We start from the raw sequence: 17193 nt of genomic DNA on the forward strand, positions 1-17193 counted from the left end.
ACTAATATTATTTAGTTTTTCACCACTCTAATAGCTCCATTGATGGAGGTGGCTTTTATTAGATGTTTTCCACTAAAGGCCAATGGTACAATAACTTCCCCATTTCTAGACGAAGCGGTTAGGGTTGCATCTGTAGTTTGTATGGAGATAGCTCCATTATAGGTGTTAATTAGCGCATTTCCTGTAAAATTAAAGAGACTGCAATACCCCGATTTTAATTGCGCCTCAATGAAATTATACGATCCTTCAGCTTCCACCGCTGCTATATTGGACCTTATAAAAACCTGTAAATTTTCAGGAATTTCTAAGATTACTTCTAGCGAAAATACTTTATGTGCGCTTAATTTATCGTACCCACTTTGCAAGATCTCAGGAAACTGTGTTGAAAGGTAAAGTGAATTTCCCTTCGCTTCAGAATTCAAAGTGATGTCATTAAAATATTCTCCTTCAGAATGAGTAGAAATAGAAATCTGGTCGCTATTTGTGGTTTTAATAAGGATCTTAAAGACTTCATCTGTATTTATATATACACTTTTAATCCCGGCTGCCTCCAATTGCCGAGAAGTGTCCTTTTGTGCAGAAGCAAAAAGCGTAAACAAGAAAAGCAAAAAAATTAGGTTGACTTTCATGGTTAGTGTGATACAAAAAACGCTCCAAGCCATAAATAGCTGGAGCGTTTAAATTATTGTAAGAGCCTTAAAAATTAACGCTGCATGTTTTTTGCTTCAATACTTAAGGTTGCATGAGGAACCAACTTTAGACGCTCCTTTGCAATTAGCTTTCCAGTAACCCTACATATTCCATAAGTTTTACTTTCAATACGCACCAGTGCGTTTTTTAAGTCCCTTATAAATTTCTCCTGCCTAATTGCAAGTTGAGAGTTGGCTTCTTTACTTTGTGTTTCACTTCCTTCTTCAAAAGCTTTGAACGTGGGCGAGGTATCATCGGTCCCATTGTTACCATCGTTCACATATGCACTCTTGTAAAGATCTAATTGCTCTTGTGCCTTTCTTATCTTTTCTAAGATCAAGGTCTTGAATTCTGCCAGATCGGCATCGCTGTAACGTTCTTTAATTTCTGTTGACATTGGCTTAATGTTTTTTGATACTCAGCTTTGTAACGATATCGTCGAATTCAATTTCCGTACCAATATTAATTACATCTGCAAACTCGAGATTTGCAGTGAGTGTCTCGTTCTTAATATACTTTATATTTTGTTGTACAGCATCCTCGACAATGCCATCTCTAAGCAGGGTCACATCTATGGTATCGGTTACTTCCAGGCCGGAATCCTTTCTTAAGTTCTGAATTCTATTTACCAATTCCCGAGCAATTCCTTCTTTTTTCAATTCTTCCGAAATGCTTACATCTAACGCTACCGTAATCTTTCCGCTACTGGCAACTAACCATCCTTCAATATCCTGCGATGTGATGATAACATCTGTGCCCGCCAATTTAATCATTTTTCCGTTAACATCAACAGCAATTTCGCCATCCTTCTCAACAGTTTCTATGTCTTTTGCGGTGAAATTGTTAATAACTCCAACTACAGCCTTCATATCCTTGCCATACCTAGGCCCCAGAACTTTAAAATTAGGTTTTACCTGTTTTACAAGCAAGCCCGAAGCATCATCTATTAGCTCTATGGACTTTACGTTCACTTCAGATTTTATAAGATCTTCCACGGCCAGGATCTCTGCTCTTTGCGCTTCATCCAAAACCGGGATCATCACTCTTTGTAAAGGTTGGCGCACTTTGATCATTTCTTTTTTACGTAAAGAAAGCACCAAGGAAGAAATGGTTTGTGCTTTTTGCATTTTATGCTCCAAGGATGCATCGATCATCGATTTATCAAAAACAGGGAAATCTGCTAAATGCACCGAAGAGAATTGCTCTTTTCCTGAAACTTCATTTAAGTCCTTATATAGTTTATCCATAAAAAATGGCGCTACCGGAGAACCTAATTTAGCTACCGTTAATAAACAGGTATATAAAGTTTGGTATGCTGAAATTTTATCCTGCTCGTAATCGCCTTTCCAGAACCTTCTTCTGCTCAATCTTACAAACCAGTTACTTAAGTTTTCCTGAACAAATTCTGAAATCGCCCTGGTAGCTTTGGTTGGCTCATAGTCTGCATAGAATTTATCTACTTTTTCAATAAGCGTATGCAATTCTGAAAGTACCCAACGATCTATTTCCGGACGGTCTTTCATTGGCACATCTTCCTCTTTATAACTGAAATTATCCAAATTGGCATATAAACCAAAGAAAGAATACGTATTATAAAGTGTTCCGAAGAATTTTCTGCTGACCTCTGCAATACCTTCAATGTCAAATTTCAGGTTATCCCATGGGTTTGCATTGGAGATCATATACCACCTGGTGGCATCTGGCCCAAAAGCAGCCAAGGTTTCAAAAGGATCTACTGCATTTCCAAGGCGTTTGGACATTTTTTGTCCGTTCTTGTCCAGTACCAACCCGTTGGAAACAACATTCTTGTAGGCAACATCATCAAAGATCATCGTTGCAATAGCGTGCAGCGTATAGAACCAACCCCGGGTCTGGTCTACTCCTTCCGCAATGAAATCGGCTTTTCGCTCGCCGCCCTCCACCATCTCCTTGTTCTCGAAAGGATAATGCCACTGCGCATACGGCATAGAACCAGAATCGAACCACACATCTATAAGATCTGATTCACGTTTCATCGGTTTTCCTGAAGCTGAAACCAGAATAATAGTATCTACCACATTCTTGTGAAGGTCTACCAGTTCGTAATTCTCATCAGAGAAATTATCCTCTTCAAATTCAGCAAAAATGTCTTCGGTCATAAATCCGGCTTCAACAGCCTTGCTTATTTCCGCTTTTAGTTCTTTAATAGAACCTATCATTATTTCTTCTTTCCCGTCTTCTGTCCTCCAAATAGGCAATGGCACGCCCCAATACCTACTTCTGGATAAATTCCAGTCGTTTGCATTGGCCAACCAATTTCCAAACCTTCCCTCGCCGGTTGCTTTTGGCTTCCAGTTGATCGTCTGGTTCAGCTCAAACATTCTGTCCTTAAAATCGGTCACTTTAATGAACCAAGAATCTAAAGGGTAGTATAAAATAGGTTTATCTGTTCTCCAGCAGTTTGGATAACTGTGCACATATTTTTCAACTTTAAAAGCACGGTTGTCTTCTTTTAACTGAATTGCGATCTCTACATCTACAGATCTCTCTGGCGCTTCTCCATCTTCATAATATTCATTCTTCACATATTTTCCGCCAAGCGCTCCAAGTTCTTCCCTAAACTTTCCCTGAAGATCTACCAAAGGCACTAAATTATCGTTCTTGTCTTTCACCAATAATGGCGGTACCTCAGGAACTGCTTGTTTTGCAACCATGGCATCATCTGCACCAAAAGTTGGAGCAGTATGTACTATTCCGGTACCATCTTCGGTAGTAACAAAATCCCCGGCGATCACCCTAAACGCATTTTCAGGATTTTCGTAAGGCTGTGCATACGGCATTAATTGCTCATATCTCATCCCAACCAGATCGGCTCCCTTAAAGGTTTTTTCTATAAAATATGGGATTTTATCTCCTTGCTTATAGGCTTCCAGAGCCTCCTTATTTTCAACTTTATTGAATTTCTTATCGAATTGCTTTGCTACCAAATTCTTCGCCATGATAACATGAATTGGCTGAAAAGTATACTGATTAAAAGTAGAAACCAATGCATATTCTATTTTTGGTCCAACAGTAAGCGCGGTGTTGGAAGGTAGGGTCCAAGGAGTCGTTGTCCATGCGGTCAAATAGATCTCGTTGGAAACTTCCGAAAGGAAATCCGGTAAGGTTTCTGGCTTAGCTTTAAACATCGCCGTCACCGTGGTATCTGTGACATCTTGGTAGGTCCCCGGCTGATTCAGCTCATGAGAACTCAATCCAGTTCCTGCTTTTGGGGAATAAGGCTGAATGGTATATCCTTTATAGATAAGCCCTTTCTTATATATTTCAGAAAGCAACCACCAAACCGTTTCCATATATTTGGACTTGTAGGTGATATATGGATCTTCCATATCTACCCAATATCCCATTTTTTCGGTAAGATCGTTCCAAATTCCCGTATAACGCATGACTGCACTTTTACAGGCTTCGTTGTATTTCTCTACACTTATTTTGGTGCCAATATCCTCTTTAGTGATCCCTAGTTCTTTTTCTACGCCAAGCTCAATGGGCAACCCATGGGTATCCCATCCTGCTTTTCTCTTAACCTGAAATCCTTTTTGAGTTTTATATCGGCAAAAAATATCTTTAATGGAGCGCGCCATCACGTGGTGAATTCCCGGTAGGCCATTTGCCGAAGGAGGTCCTTCAAAAAACACAAAAGGTTTGGCGCCCTCTCGCAAACTCATGCTTTTTTCAAAAATCTCATCCTCTTTCCAATAGTCAAGAATTTCTTCAGCAACTTTTGGTAAGTCAAGTCCTTTATACTCAGGGAACTTTGCGCTCATTATCTCGTAATTTCTTTTGAGTTGCGAAAATAATGATTTTTGAATAAAGAGAAGACTGTTATTGAGTAAAAAGCTAAGGATTTAACCATCAGATAATTCAATAAAAACGCGCGTTAAAAAAAGAGTGTTTTTAGGTAATCTGAAAGCTTCTAAATTTGAAGAAGTAATATACTTACAAACTATACCTCACCGCCAAAATTAAATTCCTACCAGCGGCCGAGATTCCTGAAGAATAAGTCCTATACAGCTGGTCCGTGATGTTCTCTAGAGAAATGGTTGCTGTCCAATTTTCTGAAAGAAGGTATTGTCCCGTGAAACTTAAAGTATACCAACCTGCGAAATAAGGATTTCCATTGCTATCCATGGCATATAAATAAGCCTTGTCCTGTTCTGAAGGAGCTAGCTCCGCGAAATCCAATTTTCCATTATATTCTGAAAACAGGTCCAGTTTCAACCTATTCTTGTTCCAGACCAAATGCGTGTTTCCATAAAGCGGTGCAGCATGTCTAAGCGGTGCTTTACTTCCATCCTCCTGTTCCTCTTTTCCTTTGGTAATTGTAATTTGAGAGACAAGTTTTAAGTTGTTCAGCAATTTTGCTTCCAATCCTCCTTCAAACCCATAAACATAGGCGCTAGCCGCATTTTGTATCGCCTGTACCCTATTCGGTTCTCCTTGGTATTCGATGGTCGTTCTTCCATCCATCGTATAATCCCGCCTTACCATCGCATCATCCAAATAGGTGTAAAAAGTAGCTAGGTCTAAAATGAAACCTTCAAACAAATGCCATTTTACGCCCATTTCCCCATTGTAGGCGTATTCTGGTTTCAGGTTGGGATTTGGCGTAACAACAGCGCCCGGCTCAGAATCGAATATCTTTCCGATATCATCAATATTCGGTGCGCGAAATGCGGTAGATAGATTCAATTTCCACTCTGTATTCTTGTTTTGTTGCCAACTAAGCCCGGCACTCCCCGTAAGGGCTCCCGTATTAATGTTAGCATTGCTAAAAGGAAAATCATAAACCGAAGCCGGGAAATCTGCTTTGATAATAATATGATTGTAACGCAATCCAGATTGCAAACTTAAAGCTTCGTTCAGTTTCCAATTATAACTGGAATAAGCCGCTAAGGATTGCCAGGTGGCCCCATCGGGATATCTGGAAGCATTTCGCCCCATTTCACTGGTTAAAATATTCCTATTTGCTCCAGTTGAGCTCACAATATCCAAAACATATTCCATCCCATAAAAAAGTTTGTCCTCACCAAAGTCTTTCTCAAAATCCAGGTTGGCAGAATAGGCAGCTACCTTTTCTTCATTTTCATAAAGCTTTTCGTCTTCAAATTTTCTATCGAAACGACTTTCTACAAAATTTTGGTACGCAGCAGTAAATTGCACTTTATCGTAGCGTTTACCATTTCCGTTTTTATTAAGGTTGAAGTTCCCCATAAACCAGGATTGTGGTCCATAATACCATTCAGCATAGCGTAAATTTCCATCCCTTTTTTGAACCAATCTATCGTATCTGGAATAGTCTGATGTCTTGGAATAGATCAATCCAAGACTAAAATCCCAATCCTCATTTGGCATAAAAGCCACTTTTTGAAGCAAGTTTATCTGATTGTAACCAGTAGGAACCTGCACTTTAGGATCTGGATTGGAAACCACCCTATCTTCTCCATTTATGCTACTTACATACTCCGGTCGCAAAAATTCATCCGGGCCATGACTTCCCATTTTAAGATCCCCAAAATCTGAATACGTAACACTGCTTAAAAAAGCCCATTTTTCGATCCCGATATTAAAATCGGCATGAGTTGTCTTTTCCTCATTGGCAGTCGCATATCTCGAATAAGCATTTACTGACAATTGTTTTTTCCCTTCAAGGGAATAAGAAGGTTTCAGCGTATAAAAATTCATTACCCCTCCAATAGCATCGCTTCCATACACTACCGATCCCGGGCCCAAAATGATCTCTGCCCGCTCCACAGCGAGGGGATCTATGGAAATGATGTTTTGGATGTTTCCACTCCTAAAAATTGCGGTATTCATACGCACCCCATCCACTGCAATTAACAATCTATTGGTCGAAAAACCTCGAATCATGGGGCTTCCTCCTCCCAACTGACTTTTTTGAACATATACATTCCCCGAACTTTCCATAAGATCTGCGGCAGTTTGAGCATTGGAAAAAGCTATTTCTTCTGAAGATAAACTTACTATTCTTTGTGGGATGTCTTTTTTCTCCTGCTGAAATTTGGCCACAGAAAGCACTACTTCCTGCAACATGTTTTCATCTTGTAATAAAAAGACCTTGCTACTTGTACTTATTTCCGATTTCAACATACGCTTCTCCAAATGCGAAATATGCTTAAAAATCAATACCTCATCTAAATTGAATTTCGAAATATCTGCCCTCCCATTTAAATTGGTAATGCTGTTCTTGGTTTTACCAATATTATAGATGGCCACATTCACCAATGGTTCTTTTGAATCCTGATCCAAAACAACAATTTCCTGAGCCCGAAGGCCAGAAACAACAATTAAAAAACAAAAAAGGGCAAGGTGGGAAAATCGCATTTAATTAAATATTTCGTGAAGTACGGTCAGGGATTTGGGTTTTTTAAAGGATTCTATGTGTAATTGATAATAGTTCAGCAACAATTCCAGCAATTCAGCCCTATTGGGTTTGCTGAGTTTTACTTGGCCTAGTGCCTCAAATTTTGTGCCCAATAAAAGCTTCAAATTATTGAGCAAACCGCCACCTATACAATAAACATTTGTTTTTGAATGTTGAAACACACCATCCAGTAAATTAAAATACATGAGATTTTTTTCTGAATCTTCAGGGTAAAAACCTAGGTGCCTGGTCAATTTCAGCAAAAACAATAGATGAAAATTCGCAATGTCCGAATGTGAATCCAGCCAATTAAAGGTGTTTTCCAAATAATCATACAATTCTTCATTTTTCTCCTCTTCATGAATGGTATTCTTCAGCATTTCTGAAATAAACATCACCATGGTAGATTTAACCACCTCGGTATGTAGGGTTTGATAATGCACTAAAATCTTGGCATCTTGCAAATATTCCAGACTCCCCTTATCTTTATGTTTCGCCACTAGCTCCAACTGTGTTAAAGGCTGAAAAAGAGAGGCTTTGAATTTTCCTTTTCTGGATTTTAGAATCCCTCGCAACATATAGGTTTTAAGCCCCGATTTTTGCGTGTAACATTTCACGATCAAATCGGCCTCTGCATATTTTAAAGCGCTTATTACAATTGCATTGGTATGAACTACCATGGCTAAAATTTTGCGGAAAGATAAATAAAAAAGCCGCTAATAGCGGCTTTCTTAATTCTATAATATAAGTGAAATTATACTACTCCCTGCGCAAGCATAGCATCTGCTACCTTTACGAAACCAGCGATGTTCGCTCCTTTCACGTAATCTACATTTCCATTTCCATCGCTTCCGTACTCCACACATGCATCATGAATATTTTTCATGATCTCATGAAGTTTTTTATCTACATCTTCTGCTGTCCAGTTGTATCTCATTGAGTTTTGGGACATCTCAAGACCAGATGTTGCTACCCCTCCTGCGTTGGAAGCTTTTCCGGGAGAGAACAAAATATTAGCTTTTTGGAAAATTTCAATAGCCTCTGGGGTAGTTGGCATGTTAGCACCTTCTCCAACCAATTTGCAACCATTTTTTACCAATTGCTTGGCATCGTCTTCGTGCAGTTCATTTTGGGTAGCACATGGCAAAGCGATATCACATTTGGTACTCCACGGAGTTTCTCCTTCGAAATATTTAGCGCTTTTAAATTTATCGGCATATTCAGAAATTCTACCACGCTTTTCATTCTTAAGTTCCATTACAAATGCCAATTTTTCAGCATCTATCCCAGTCTCATCTAGGATATATCCACCAGAATCGGACATGGTGATCACTTTAGCTCCAAGTTGCGTCGCTTTTTCTGCAGCGTACTGCGCAACATTCCCAGAACCTGATATTACTACTCTTTTTCCCTCCAACTTATCTCCTTTTAAAGCCAACATGTTTTGTGCGAAATAAACATTTCCGTACCCTGTTGCTTCTGGACGAATTAACGAACCTCCATAAGAACGCCCTTTTCCAGTAAGGATCCCGGTAAATTCATTTCTAATGCGCTTGTATTGTCCAAACAAGAATCCAATCTCACGACCACCAACTCCTATATCTCCTGCAGGCACATCTGTATCTGCTCCAATGTGGCGTTGTAGTTCGGTCATAAAACTTTGGCAAAATTTCATTACTTCATTATCGGATTTTCCTTTTGGGTCAAAATCCGATCCTCCTTTACCACCACCCATTGGCAATGTGGTTAAGCTGTTTTTGAAAACCTGCTCGAAAGCCAGGAATTTCAAAACACTAAGGTTGACAGTTGGGTGAAAACGCAAACCACCTTTGTAAGGTCCAATAGCAGAGTTCATTTGGATTCTGAAACCCCTGTTTATTTGTGTATTTCCTTTATCGTCCAACCATGGCACCCTGAACATGACTATGCGCTCTGGTTCCACCATTCGCTCTAAAAGCATGGCATTCTGGTATTTTTTGTTTTTTTCTATAAATGGGATTACCGTTTCGGCAACCTCATGTACGGCTTGCATAAATTCTGGTTCGTTCTGATTTCTTTTAGAAACCACCTCCAAAAAGTCTTTTACACTTTGCTCCATAGTATAGTGCTAAATTGTTAATTATAACGTTTTCGTAATTAATTGCAAATATAAATTTTATATGAAGAAGTACCTTCAAATTTTGAATTTTCATATAATATTAACTCTTTATACGGCTAGTAGATATAAGTAGTATTAATAATTATATCTTCGTTATTTCCATTTTTATATATTTGTTTATACATCAACTCGTTGTGTATGGTAAGACCCCCGCTTATTATTTTGATCTTATTCCTCCTTCTTTTCTGTAAAGAACGTGGTTTTGCCCAACTCGGGATTTCTCACGAAATTGGAGTATTGGTAGGGCCTACCTCCTTTTTGACAGATTACGGGGAGCGCTACGACCTACAAAATAATATAAGTAACTCCGGAATAGGAATAGGCCTCGTGCATTACCTGAATTTTGCCTACAGGGCCGAGTGTAATTGCTATAGTGTGGACAGATATTTCAACGATCATTTTAAAATTAGAACCGAATTGGACTATTTTAAGACAAATTTGGAGCACATTGGCCCGGTCGCAGATAAAAATACGCTTGGTGGTAAACTCCTAAGAGGAATGCACGGTAAAACCCAAACCTTTGAAATTGGAACACATTTAGAGTATTACCCACTGAGCATTCGCGATTACAGTGCTTTCTCTTATCTCTTTATGCCTTTTGTTAGTTTAGGTGTTCACTTTGTGAATTATAACCCTGATGCCTATTCAGATTTTGGGCCTTTAAGCGATCCTAATAATATTTTCCCAACTTTTGTAGGAGGAATAGATTTAGATGGGGGTTCTACTTGGGCTATCGTGGGAATTGCGGGGACCAGATATAAAATAAGCCCGGTTGCAGATATCTTGATTGAAGGCAGGTTTCAATATTACGACGTAGATTGGATAGATGGATTGAATATAGATGCGCCACAAAACAAATATAACGATATGGTTTTCTGGCTGAACTTCGGATTTATCTATTACCTAAATTATTAAAGCAAAAAAGGTCTCAACCAAGTTGATACCTTTTCTTATAATTATATTTCGGGATACTCTATCCCAAAGCTTGTTTTAAATCTTCAATAAGATCCTCATCATCTTCGATCCCTACACTTAATCGAATTAAAGAATCTACCACTCCTGTTTTCTCCCTTTCCTCTTTGGGAATAGAGGCATGCGTCATACTAGCTGGATGACCAGCTAAAGACTCCACACCCCCAAGGGATTCAGCTAAAGTGAAAACTTTTAGGTTTTCTATAACCTTAATGGCACTTTCCAAAGTTTTTTCTGAAGTGGTAAAAGAGATCATTCCTCCAAAACCGTTCATTTGCGCTTTTGCGATATCATGATTTGGATGATCTTCGAAACCAGGCCAGTACACCTTATCTACTTTAGGATGGGATTTTAAGAACTTTGCCACTTTTTCTCCATTCTCACAATGCCTTTGCATTCTAATATGAAGGGTTTTAATTCCCCTAAGTACTAAAAAGCTGTCTTGTGGCCCACAAACGGCACCACTTGCATTTTGAACAAAATACAATCTATCTGCAAGTTCTTTATCCTTAACAACAAGAGAACCCATTACTACATCGCTATGCCCTCCTAAATATTTAGTGGCACTATGCATTACTATATCTGCGCCTAAATCCAACGGAAGTTGCAAATACGGTGTAGCAAACGTATTGTCTACCGCCAATAAAATATGGTGTTTTTTAGCAAGCTTGGAACACGCAACAATATCAATAATATTCATCATCGGGTTTGTAGGCGTTTCTACCCATAATAACTTTGTGTTCTCGTTGATATGTTCCTCGATCTTGGATACATCTTGCATTCCAACAAAATGAAATTTAAGGCCAAGTCCTTCAAAAATCTTTGTAAAAAGTCTATAAGAACCTCCATAAAGATCATTTGTAGAGATGATCCCGTCACCGGGCTTGAATAATTTCATAACTGCGTCTATCGCTGCCAATCCAGAGCCGAAAGCAAGTCCGAATTCTCCATTTTCAATACTGGCAAGCGCATTCTCCAATGCAGATCTTGTTGGATTTCCACTACGCGAATATTCAAAGCCTTTATGTCCACCAGGAGTAGTTTGAGAATACGTGCTGGTTTGATAGATTGGAGGCATTACAGAACCGTATGCGGGATCTATATTATGTTGCCCTCCATGGATAGTTTTAGTGTTGAATTTCATAAATAAATATTTGTCGCAAATGTACTACTCGTATTGGGGAACTACAAAATAGCACGTACCTTTATCCCGAATTTAACATAGAAATCCCATTGTGAAAAAACTGGTTTTAGTCCTGACACTTAACTTATTGTTCCTTGGCTGCAATAAAGATGTTCCCAAATTAAGTTTTGATGAACTGAATATCGAGCAAGTTTCTGAAATGAACTGCAATCCAGAAGAAGAAAATTGCACCTTTATTGGCATTAAAGTTCCTTGGGCAATGGGAAAAGACACCAGAAGCAACTTATTGAACAGTCACATAGAAGATCATATAATTAAACTGATCGATTACCAGGATGCCAAGGAATTAAATTCGCTGGAAAACTTGGCACAAACCTTTATTGACGACTATGAAGCTAGCGCCAAAGAGTTCGCAGAATACAATATTCCTTGGGAGGCATTTGTGGAAGGAAAGGTTACTTATGAATCTGAAAAACTGATCTCTATTCAATTCGATCTCGCGCTATTTACTGGTGGCGCCCACGGCTATACGAGCATTACTTTTTTGAATTTTAATCCCGAAACGGGTAGGTTACTTTCCAATAAAGAATTGTTCTCGCAGGATTTTAAAGATTTTGCTGAAAAAAGGTTCAGAAAGAATAATGATATTCCAGAGAATGAATCCATCAACAGTACCGGTTTCTTTTTTGAAGGTGATAAATTTCAACTTCCACAAAATATCGGGTTTTATCCAAATAAAGTTGTTTTAAGATATAATGCCTACGAGATCGCATCTTATTCTGAAGGGAATATTCAGTTGGTATTCAAAATGGAAGAGGCTAAAAAGTATTTCAAAATTCTTTAATTTTGACAAGTTCCCCAAAAAATCAATAAAAGTTATTATGAAAAAGATCTACCACCTCTCTTCCTGTTCTACTTGTAAAAGGATCTTAAATGAATTGGAACCGTCTTCAGCTTATATTTTACAGGATATAAAAGAAGACCCAATTACCGAAGAGCAGCTCGATGAAATGTTCGAATTGGCTGGAAATTATGAGTCACTTTTCAGCAAAAGAGCTCAGCTTTACAAGGAGAAGGGTCTAAAAAACGAGAAGCTGGACGAAGAAAATTACAAAAATCTAATCCTCGAACATTACACCTTTTTAAAGCGTCCTGTTATTATAAACAACGATACGATTTTTATAGGGAATTCCAAAAGTACTATTGAAGCAGCAAAAAATGCCATGAATGGATAGCCGTACGCTTGCCATTCTAGCGGCAACGGGAGCCAGTACAATTTACGGGATAAACCATACCATTGCCAAAGGATTAATGCCTATTTATATAGAGCCTTTTGGGTTTATATTTTTAAGGGTTACCGGTGCTGCAATATTATTTTGGCTTATTGGTTTTTGGGGTCCAAAGGAAAAAGTGGCTACAGGTGATTGGATGAGAATTGTTGCTTGTGCCATTTTTGGAATGGTAATTAACATGCTGATGTTCTTTAAAGGCCTTAGTCTTTCTACACCAATAAACAGTTCGGTTATAATTACCGTTTCGCCCATTCTTGTGCTCTTGCTCGCCGCAGTGCTAATCAAAGAAAGGATAACGCTTTTAAAAACTTTAGGAATTGTAATCGGTTTAACCGGTGCTTTGACTTTGGTGCTTTTCAGTAATACCGAAACTGTTAATGCCCCAAATATTCCAGTGGGAAACATGTTGTTTATTGTAAATGCTTTTTCCTATGGGATCTACTTAATCCTTGTAAAACCATTGACCGCAAAATATCATTCATTCACACTGATGAAATGGCTATTCTTATTTGCGGTGATCATAAACTTCCCAATTACAATTTCCGAATTCGCACGGGTGGAATGGTTGGAATTACCGGCGCATGCTATCTGGAAAATGGGATTTGTAGTGGTGGGAACTACTTTTTTAACCTACCTATTCAATATTTATGCACTAAAAGAACTAAGTGCTGCTACCATAAGCGCATTCATTTATTTACAACCACTCATAGCTATTACCTTTGCTGTGGCGATGGGGGCAGATTCTCTGGATATTGTAAAAATAACCGCCGCCATCTTAGTGTTTACGGGAGTTTATTTGGTAACTAAAAAATCCAAACCTAAGCAGATTTCAACTCCAAATCTTTAGGGGTTTTTCCGAATTTACGAGTGTCTTCTTTCGTCAAGATCCTAAAGTCTTGTGTGTGAGGGATTTTATCTATATCTTTTCTCATATGGGCTGGCAATCCAGTAAGCTTGCGCTCTTTTAGATCTATCCATCCTCCCATAGCTTCACACGAAGCGAAATTTCTTCCTTTGTGATCGTAGAAATTATGAAGGAATTCAAAATACATTCCGTCTTCAGAAAGGCCTTTTAACTCTAGGCTCACTTTTACAGGCTTTCCCATAAAAGCCTCGCGGAAATAATAAATATGCTCATAGAAAACCACTGGCCCCAGATTATTTTTGGCCAATTCATGCTGGTCGAAACCATTTTCCATGAAGTAACCCATTCTGGTATGGCTCATAAAATTGATGTATGCCGAATTTGCCAAATGCCTGTTAGCATCTATATCGCTCCATCTTATATCAAATTCCTTTGTGTACATGTATTCAAAATTTTTACAAAACTACTATTTTTTGTTATGCGTGCATAATTAAATAAGCTAAGTATATGCCAATTTAATTCCCGAGATTTGCGTCTATGCCAATACTGGAAAGCACCTATAATCCGCCTTATATATTTAGGAATTATCATATATCCACAATTTACGCTGCAAAGTTAAGGAGTGTAAAGGCTGTGCCCCAAACCAGGGAACGTTTGCAACTGGAGGATGGGGATTTTATGGATATAGACTGGAGTTACGCTAGTTCCTGCAGCTCCAATAAGGTTCTTGTCGTACTACACGGATTGGACGGCAATGCCCAGCGTCCCTATGTTTTAGGATTGGCGCATTATTTTAATCATCATGGCTGGGATGTAGCGGCTATTAATTTTCGCGGGTGTAGCGGGGAAATAAATAATTTATATAGGTCCTATAATGCGGGGGCTAGCGAAGATCTAAACCATGTAGTTACCAGTATTCTTTCCATTAAGAAATATGAATCCTTGGCTATTAACGGTTTTAGTTTGGGAGGGAATTTATTGTTGAAATATTTAGGGGAAGGAAACAACTTACCTAAAGAATTAAAGGCCGGCGTTGCGATTTCTGCTCCCTGCGATCTGCATGCCTCTCTTAAAAAATTGGATGAGGGCAGGAACTGGATTTATTCCAAGCGTTTTGTCATGCAGCTTAAAAAGCAATTGTTTTTAAGGGAGAAACATTTTCCTGAAGAAATCACCAAAGAGCAAATTGATAAGTGCACCAATTTATATGCAATAGACCAATTGTATACTAGCCAAGCTCATGGGTTTGCCGATGCCCTGGAATATTATGAAAAAAGCAGTGCCATGAGCTTTATTCCAACCATCCATATCCCAACCTTATTGATAAATGCCAAAAACGACGGATTTCTTTCAGAGAATTCCTCTCCCAAAGAAATCGCCCAAAACAATCCAGATTTTTATTTGGAAACTCCAGAATATGGTGGTCATGTGGGATTTCTTCAGAAGAAAGAAGCAACCTATACCGAGGAACGGGCATTGGAATTTATAACTTCCCATTTATAGCGCATACTTTCCCTAAGATTCTTTGTCCTGCTTAAGATTTGGTTATCTTTGCCCAACCTTTTAAAAATCAAGCATGATTCAGTCAATGACCGGTTTTGGAAAAAGCCTTTTACAGCTTCCATCCAAAAAAATCACCATAGAAATTAAATCCCTTAACAGTAAAAGCCTGGATCTTAACGCCAGAATCCCGGGTCAATACCGGGAAAAAGAATTGCTTTTAAGAAACCTTATTGCAAAATCCCTGGTTAGGGGAAAAGTGGATTTTTCACTATATGTTGAAGTTACCGGCGAGGAAACCACCGCTTCTGTAAACCCTGTGGTAGTAAAAAAATACATGGAGCAGTTGAGAGAAATTGCCAATGCTGATGATAATGAGTTGCTAAAAATGGCCATTCATATGCCCGATACCATGAAAACCGAAAGGGAAGAGATTGATGAAACCGAATTTATCGAGATCGAAAAAACCTTGAAACAAGCATTAACCGAAATCAATTCTTTTAGAACCGATGAAGGCAATGCCTTGGAAAAAGATTTGTTGTTTAGGGTTTCCAATATTGCACAATTGCTTCAGGATATCATAGCGATGGATCCCGATAGAATTGAAGGGGTACGGGAACGTTTAAGAAAAGGGGTTGCAGAGCTTCAGGAAAAAGTGGACGAAAACAGGTTTGAGCAGGAACTCGTTTATTATATAGAAAAGTTTGATATCACCGAAGAAAAGGTACGATTGGAAAACCACTTATCTTATTTTCTCGAAACCATTAATTCTGCCGACTCCAATGGACGAAAATTAGGTTTTATTTCTCAAGAAATGGGAAGGGAGATCAATACTATTGGTAGTAAATCCAATTACGCTCCAATGCAGCAATTGGTCGTGCAAATGAAAGATGAACTGGAAAAAATAAAAGAACAACTTTTAAACGTACTGTAATGAAAACCGGGAAATTAATTGTGTTTTCTGCACCCTCGGGATCAGGAAAAACCACCATAGTTCAGCATTTATTGGCTCAGCCGGAATTAAACCTGGAATTTTCAATTTCAGCAACATCTAGGGAACCAAGAGGTGATGAAGTGGAGGGAAAAGATTATTATTTCTTGACCCTGCACGAATTCAAACAAAAGATCAAAAGCGAAGAGTTTTTAGAATGGGAAGAGGTATACAGGGATAATTTTTATGGAACATTAAAATCGGAAATAGAACGTATTTGGGCAGCTGGCAAAAATGTGATCTTTGATATAGACGTAGTTGGAGGCTTGGACATAAAACACATTTATCCAAAACAAACCTTGGCGGTATTTGTAAAGCCCCCAAGTATTGAAGAGCTTAAAATCAGATTAAAAAAGCGCAAGACCGAAAGCGAGGATAAAATCAACATGCGGGTGGCGAAGGCTTCTATTGAACTTGCTACCGCTCCCCAGTTCGATTTTGTTATAGAGAACAATAATTTACAAGTTGCGCTGGAGGAAGCTTATAACCTTGTTTCCACTTTTGTTGAAGCCAATAGCGAAGTAGAATGAAAAAAAAGGTAGGTCTTTATTTTGGCACATTCAACCCTATCCATTCCGGGCACCTTATAATTGCCAATTATATGGTGGAATTTTCTGAACTTAACGAAGTTTGGATGGTTGTTACGCCCCACAATCCCCTTAAAAAGAAAAGCAGCTTGCTGGATAACCATCATAGAATAGAGATGGTTTATAAAGCCTGTGAGGATTATCCCAAATTAAAACCTAGCGATATTGAATTTGGGCTTCCACAACCAAATTACACCGTAAATACCTTGATCCAATTAGAAGAAAAATATCCAAACCTGGAATTTTCGCTGATTATGGGGGAGGATAATTTAAAGGGGTTCCATAAGTGGAAGAACTACGAAGTGATCTTGGAGCGGTACCCTATTTTTGTATATCCCAGAATTTCTGAAGGATTGGTGGAAAATGAGTTTCTAACTCACGGAAAAATTAAACGCGTTCCAGCTCCAATAATCGAATTGTCTTCTACATTTATAAGAAAAGCCGTTAAAGACGCTAAGAACATTAGGCCCATGTTGCCCGAGAAGGTCTGGGCCTATTTGGATAAGATGAATTTCTATAAATAAAAAACTGCTTAAAAAATTATTTTGATCTTTCAGTTGTGTTAATTGATCC

General features: G+C 38.6%; 16 protein-coding genes. 8 read left to right on the forward strand and 8 right to left on the reverse strand.

Annotated elements, in window-relative coordinates; genetic code table 11:
- Nucleotides 1-11 precede the first annotated feature (11 nt).
- The 6 genes from JM83_RS05635 to gdhA form a co-directional block, all read right to left on the reverse strand.
- Complete coding sequence (locus JM83_RS05635; protein ID WP_144960174.1) at nt 12-629, reverse strand: hypothetical protein; 618 nt, start codon at nt 627-629, stop codon at nt 12-14.
- A gap of 74 nt (nt 630-703) precedes the next feature.
- Nucleotides 704-1087, reverse strand: a complete 384-nt coding sequence (locus JM83_RS05640) for a TraR/DksA family transcriptional regulator (protein WP_144960176.1) — start codon at nt 1085-1087, stop codon at nt 704-706.
- Nucleotides 1088-1091: 4 nt separating this feature from the next.
- On the reverse strand, nt 1092-4493 hold the full coding sequence (gene ileS, locus JM83_RS05645) for an isoleucine--tRNA ligase (RefSeq protein ID WP_144960178.1): 3402 nt from the start codon (nt 4491-4493) through the stop codon (nt 1092-1094).
- A 172-nt stretch (nt 4494-4665) separates the two neighbouring features.
- Nucleotides 4666-7071: a TonB-dependent receptor gene (locus JM83_RS05650; protein WP_144960180.1), complete on the reverse strand. Its 2406-nt coding sequence runs from the start codon at nt 7069-7071 to the stop codon at nt 4666-4668.
- Complete coding sequence (gene recO / locus JM83_RS05655) at nt 7072-7791, reverse strand: DNA repair protein RecO (RefSeq protein WP_144960181.1); 720 nt, start codon at nt 7789-7791, stop codon at nt 7072-7074.
- A 74-nt stretch (nt 7792-7865) separates the two neighbouring features.
- Nucleotides 7866-9209, reverse strand: a complete 1344-nt coding sequence (gene gdhA / locus JM83_RS05660; RefSeq protein WP_144960183.1) for an NADP-specific glutamate dehydrogenase — start codon at nt 9207-9209, stop codon at nt 7866-7868.
- 198 nt (nt 9210-9407) lie between these two features.
- Here gdhA and JM83_RS05665 point away from each other — a divergent pair, with 198 nt between their 5' ends.
- A complete protein-coding gene (locus tag JM83_RS05665) occupies nt 9408-10184 on the forward strand; it encodes a THC0290_0291 family protein (protein WP_144960185.1) in 777 nt (258 codons plus the stop codon).
- 58 nt (nt 10185-10242) lie between these two features.
- Here JM83_RS05665 and JM83_RS05670 read toward each other — a convergent pair whose 3' ends face one another.
- Entirely contained in the window at nt 10243-11385 is a 1143-nt protein-coding gene (locus JM83_RS05670) for a cystathionine gamma-synthase (RefSeq protein WP_144960187.1), read from the reverse strand.
- A gap of 91 nt (nt 11386-11476) precedes the next feature.
- Between JM83_RS05670 and JM83_RS05675 the strand changes: the two genes are divergently transcribed.
- Genes JM83_RS05675 through JM83_RS05685 form a run of 3 tightly spaced genes read left to right on the forward strand, consistent with a single transcriptional unit; the run spans nt 11477 to nt 13524 of the window.
- A complete protein-coding gene (locus JM83_RS05675; protein ID WP_261376367.1) occupies nt 11477-12229 on the forward strand; it encodes a DUF3298 and DUF4163 domain-containing protein in 753 nt (250 codons plus the stop codon).
- Nucleotides 12230-12266: 37 nt separating this feature from the next.
- Entirely contained in the window at nt 12267-12620 is a 354-nt protein-coding gene (locus JM83_RS05680; protein WP_144960189.1) for an arsenate reductase family protein, read from the forward strand.
- Nucleotides 12613-13524, forward strand: a complete 912-nt coding sequence (locus JM83_RS05685) for a DMT family transporter (protein ID WP_144960191.1) — start codon at nt 12613-12615, stop codon at nt 13522-13524. The genes JM83_RS05680 and JM83_RS05685 overlap by 8 nt, the downstream gene beginning before the upstream one ends.
- Here JM83_RS05685 and JM83_RS05690 read toward each other — a convergent pair.
- On the reverse strand, nt 13496-13984 hold the full coding sequence (locus JM83_RS05690; RefSeq protein WP_144960193.1) for an acyl-CoA thioesterase: 489 nt from the start codon (nt 13982-13984) through the stop codon (nt 13496-13498). The two genes, JM83_RS05685 and JM83_RS05690, sit on opposite strands and share 29 nt — an antisense overlap.
- Nucleotides 13985-14079: 95 nt before the next feature.
- On the opposite strand from JM83_RS05690, the gene JM83_RS05695 reads away from it, so the two are divergent.
- From JM83_RS05695 to nadD, 4 genes are all read left to right on the forward strand, one after another.
- Nucleotides 14080-15045, forward strand: a complete 966-nt coding sequence (locus JM83_RS05695) for a YheT family hydrolase (RefSeq protein ID WP_144960195.1) — start codon at nt 14080-14082, stop codon at nt 15043-15045.
- 73 nt (nt 15046-15118) lie between these two features.
- Nucleotides 15119-15976: a YicC/YloC family endoribonuclease gene (locus tag JM83_RS05700; RefSeq protein WP_144960197.1), complete on the forward strand. Its 858-nt coding sequence runs from the start codon at nt 15119-15121 to the stop codon at nt 15974-15976.
- A complete protein-coding gene (gene gmk / locus JM83_RS05705) occupies nt 15976-16563 on the forward strand; it encodes a guanylate kinase (protein WP_144960199.1) in 588 nt (195 codons plus the stop codon). The genes JM83_RS05700 and gmk overlap by 1 nt, the downstream gene beginning before the upstream one ends.
- Nucleotides 16560-17144: a nicotinate (nicotinamide) nucleotide adenylyltransferase gene (nadD, locus tag JM83_RS05710; RefSeq protein WP_144960201.1), complete on the forward strand. Its 585-nt coding sequence runs from the start codon at nt 16560-16562 to the stop codon at nt 17142-17144. Before gmk ends, nadD begins: the two co-directional genes overlap by 4 nt.
- The last annotated feature ends 49 nt before the right edge of the window (nt 17145-17193 follow it).

Source organism: Gillisia sp. Hel_I_86 (genome assembly GCF_007827275.1).
Classification (GTDB): Bacteria; Bacteroidota; Bacteroidia; order Flavobacteriales; family Flavobacteriaceae; genus Gillisia.

Coding starts and splice junctions, on each gene's coding strand:
- JM83_RS05635 (WP_144960174.1), bottom strand. CDS start 629: ATGAAAGTCAACCTAATTTTTTTGCTTTTCTTGTTTACGCTTTTTGCT.
- JM83_RS05640 (WP_144960176.1), bottom strand. CDS start 1,087: ATGTCAACAGAAATTAAAGAACGTTACAGCGATGCCGATCTGGCAGAA.
- ileS (WP_144960178.1), bottom strand. CDS start 4,493: ATGAGCGCAAAGTTCCCTGAGTATAAAGGACTTGACTTACCAAAAGTT.
- JM83_RS05650 (WP_144960180.1), bottom strand. CDS start 7,071: ATGCGATTTTCCCACCTTGCCCTTTTTTGTTTTTTAATTGTTGTTTCT.
- recO (WP_144960181.1), bottom strand. CDS start 7,791: ATGGTAGTTCATACCAATGCAATTGTAATAAGCGCTTTAAAATATGCA.
- gdhA (WP_144960183.1), bottom strand. CDS start 9,209: ATGGAGCAAAGTGTAAAAGACTTTTTGGAGGTGGTTTCTAAAAGAAAT.
- JM83_RS05665 (WP_144960185.1), top strand. CDS start 9,408: ATGGTAAGACCCCCGCTTATTATTTTGATCTTATTCCTCCTTCTTTTC.
- JM83_RS05670 (WP_144960187.1), bottom strand. CDS start 11,385: ATGAAATTCAACACTAAAACTATCCATGGAGGGCAACATAATATAGAT.
- JM83_RS05680 (WP_144960189.1), top strand. CDS start 12,267: ATGAAAAAGATCTACCACCTCTCTTCCTGTTCTACTTGTAAAAGGATC.
- JM83_RS05685 (WP_144960191.1), top strand. CDS start 12,613: ATGGATAGCCGTACGCTTGCCATTCTAGCGGCAACGGGAGCCAGTACA.
- JM83_RS05690 (WP_144960193.1), bottom strand. CDS start 13,984: ATGTACACAAAGGAATTTGATATAAGATGGAGCGATATAGATGCTAAC.
- JM83_RS05695 (WP_144960195.1), top strand. CDS start 14,080: ATGCCAATACTGGAAAGCACCTATAATCCGCCTTATATATTTAGGAAT.
- JM83_RS05700 (WP_144960197.1), top strand. CDS start 15,119: ATGATTCAGTCAATGACCGGTTTTGGAAAAAGCCTTTTACAGCTTCCA.
- gmk (WP_144960199.1), top strand. CDS start 15,976: ATGAAAACCGGGAAATTAATTGTGTTTTCTGCACCCTCGGGATCAGGA.
- nadD (WP_144960201.1), top strand. CDS start 16,560: ATGAAAAAAAAGGTAGGTCTTTATTTTGGCACATTCAACCCTATCCAT.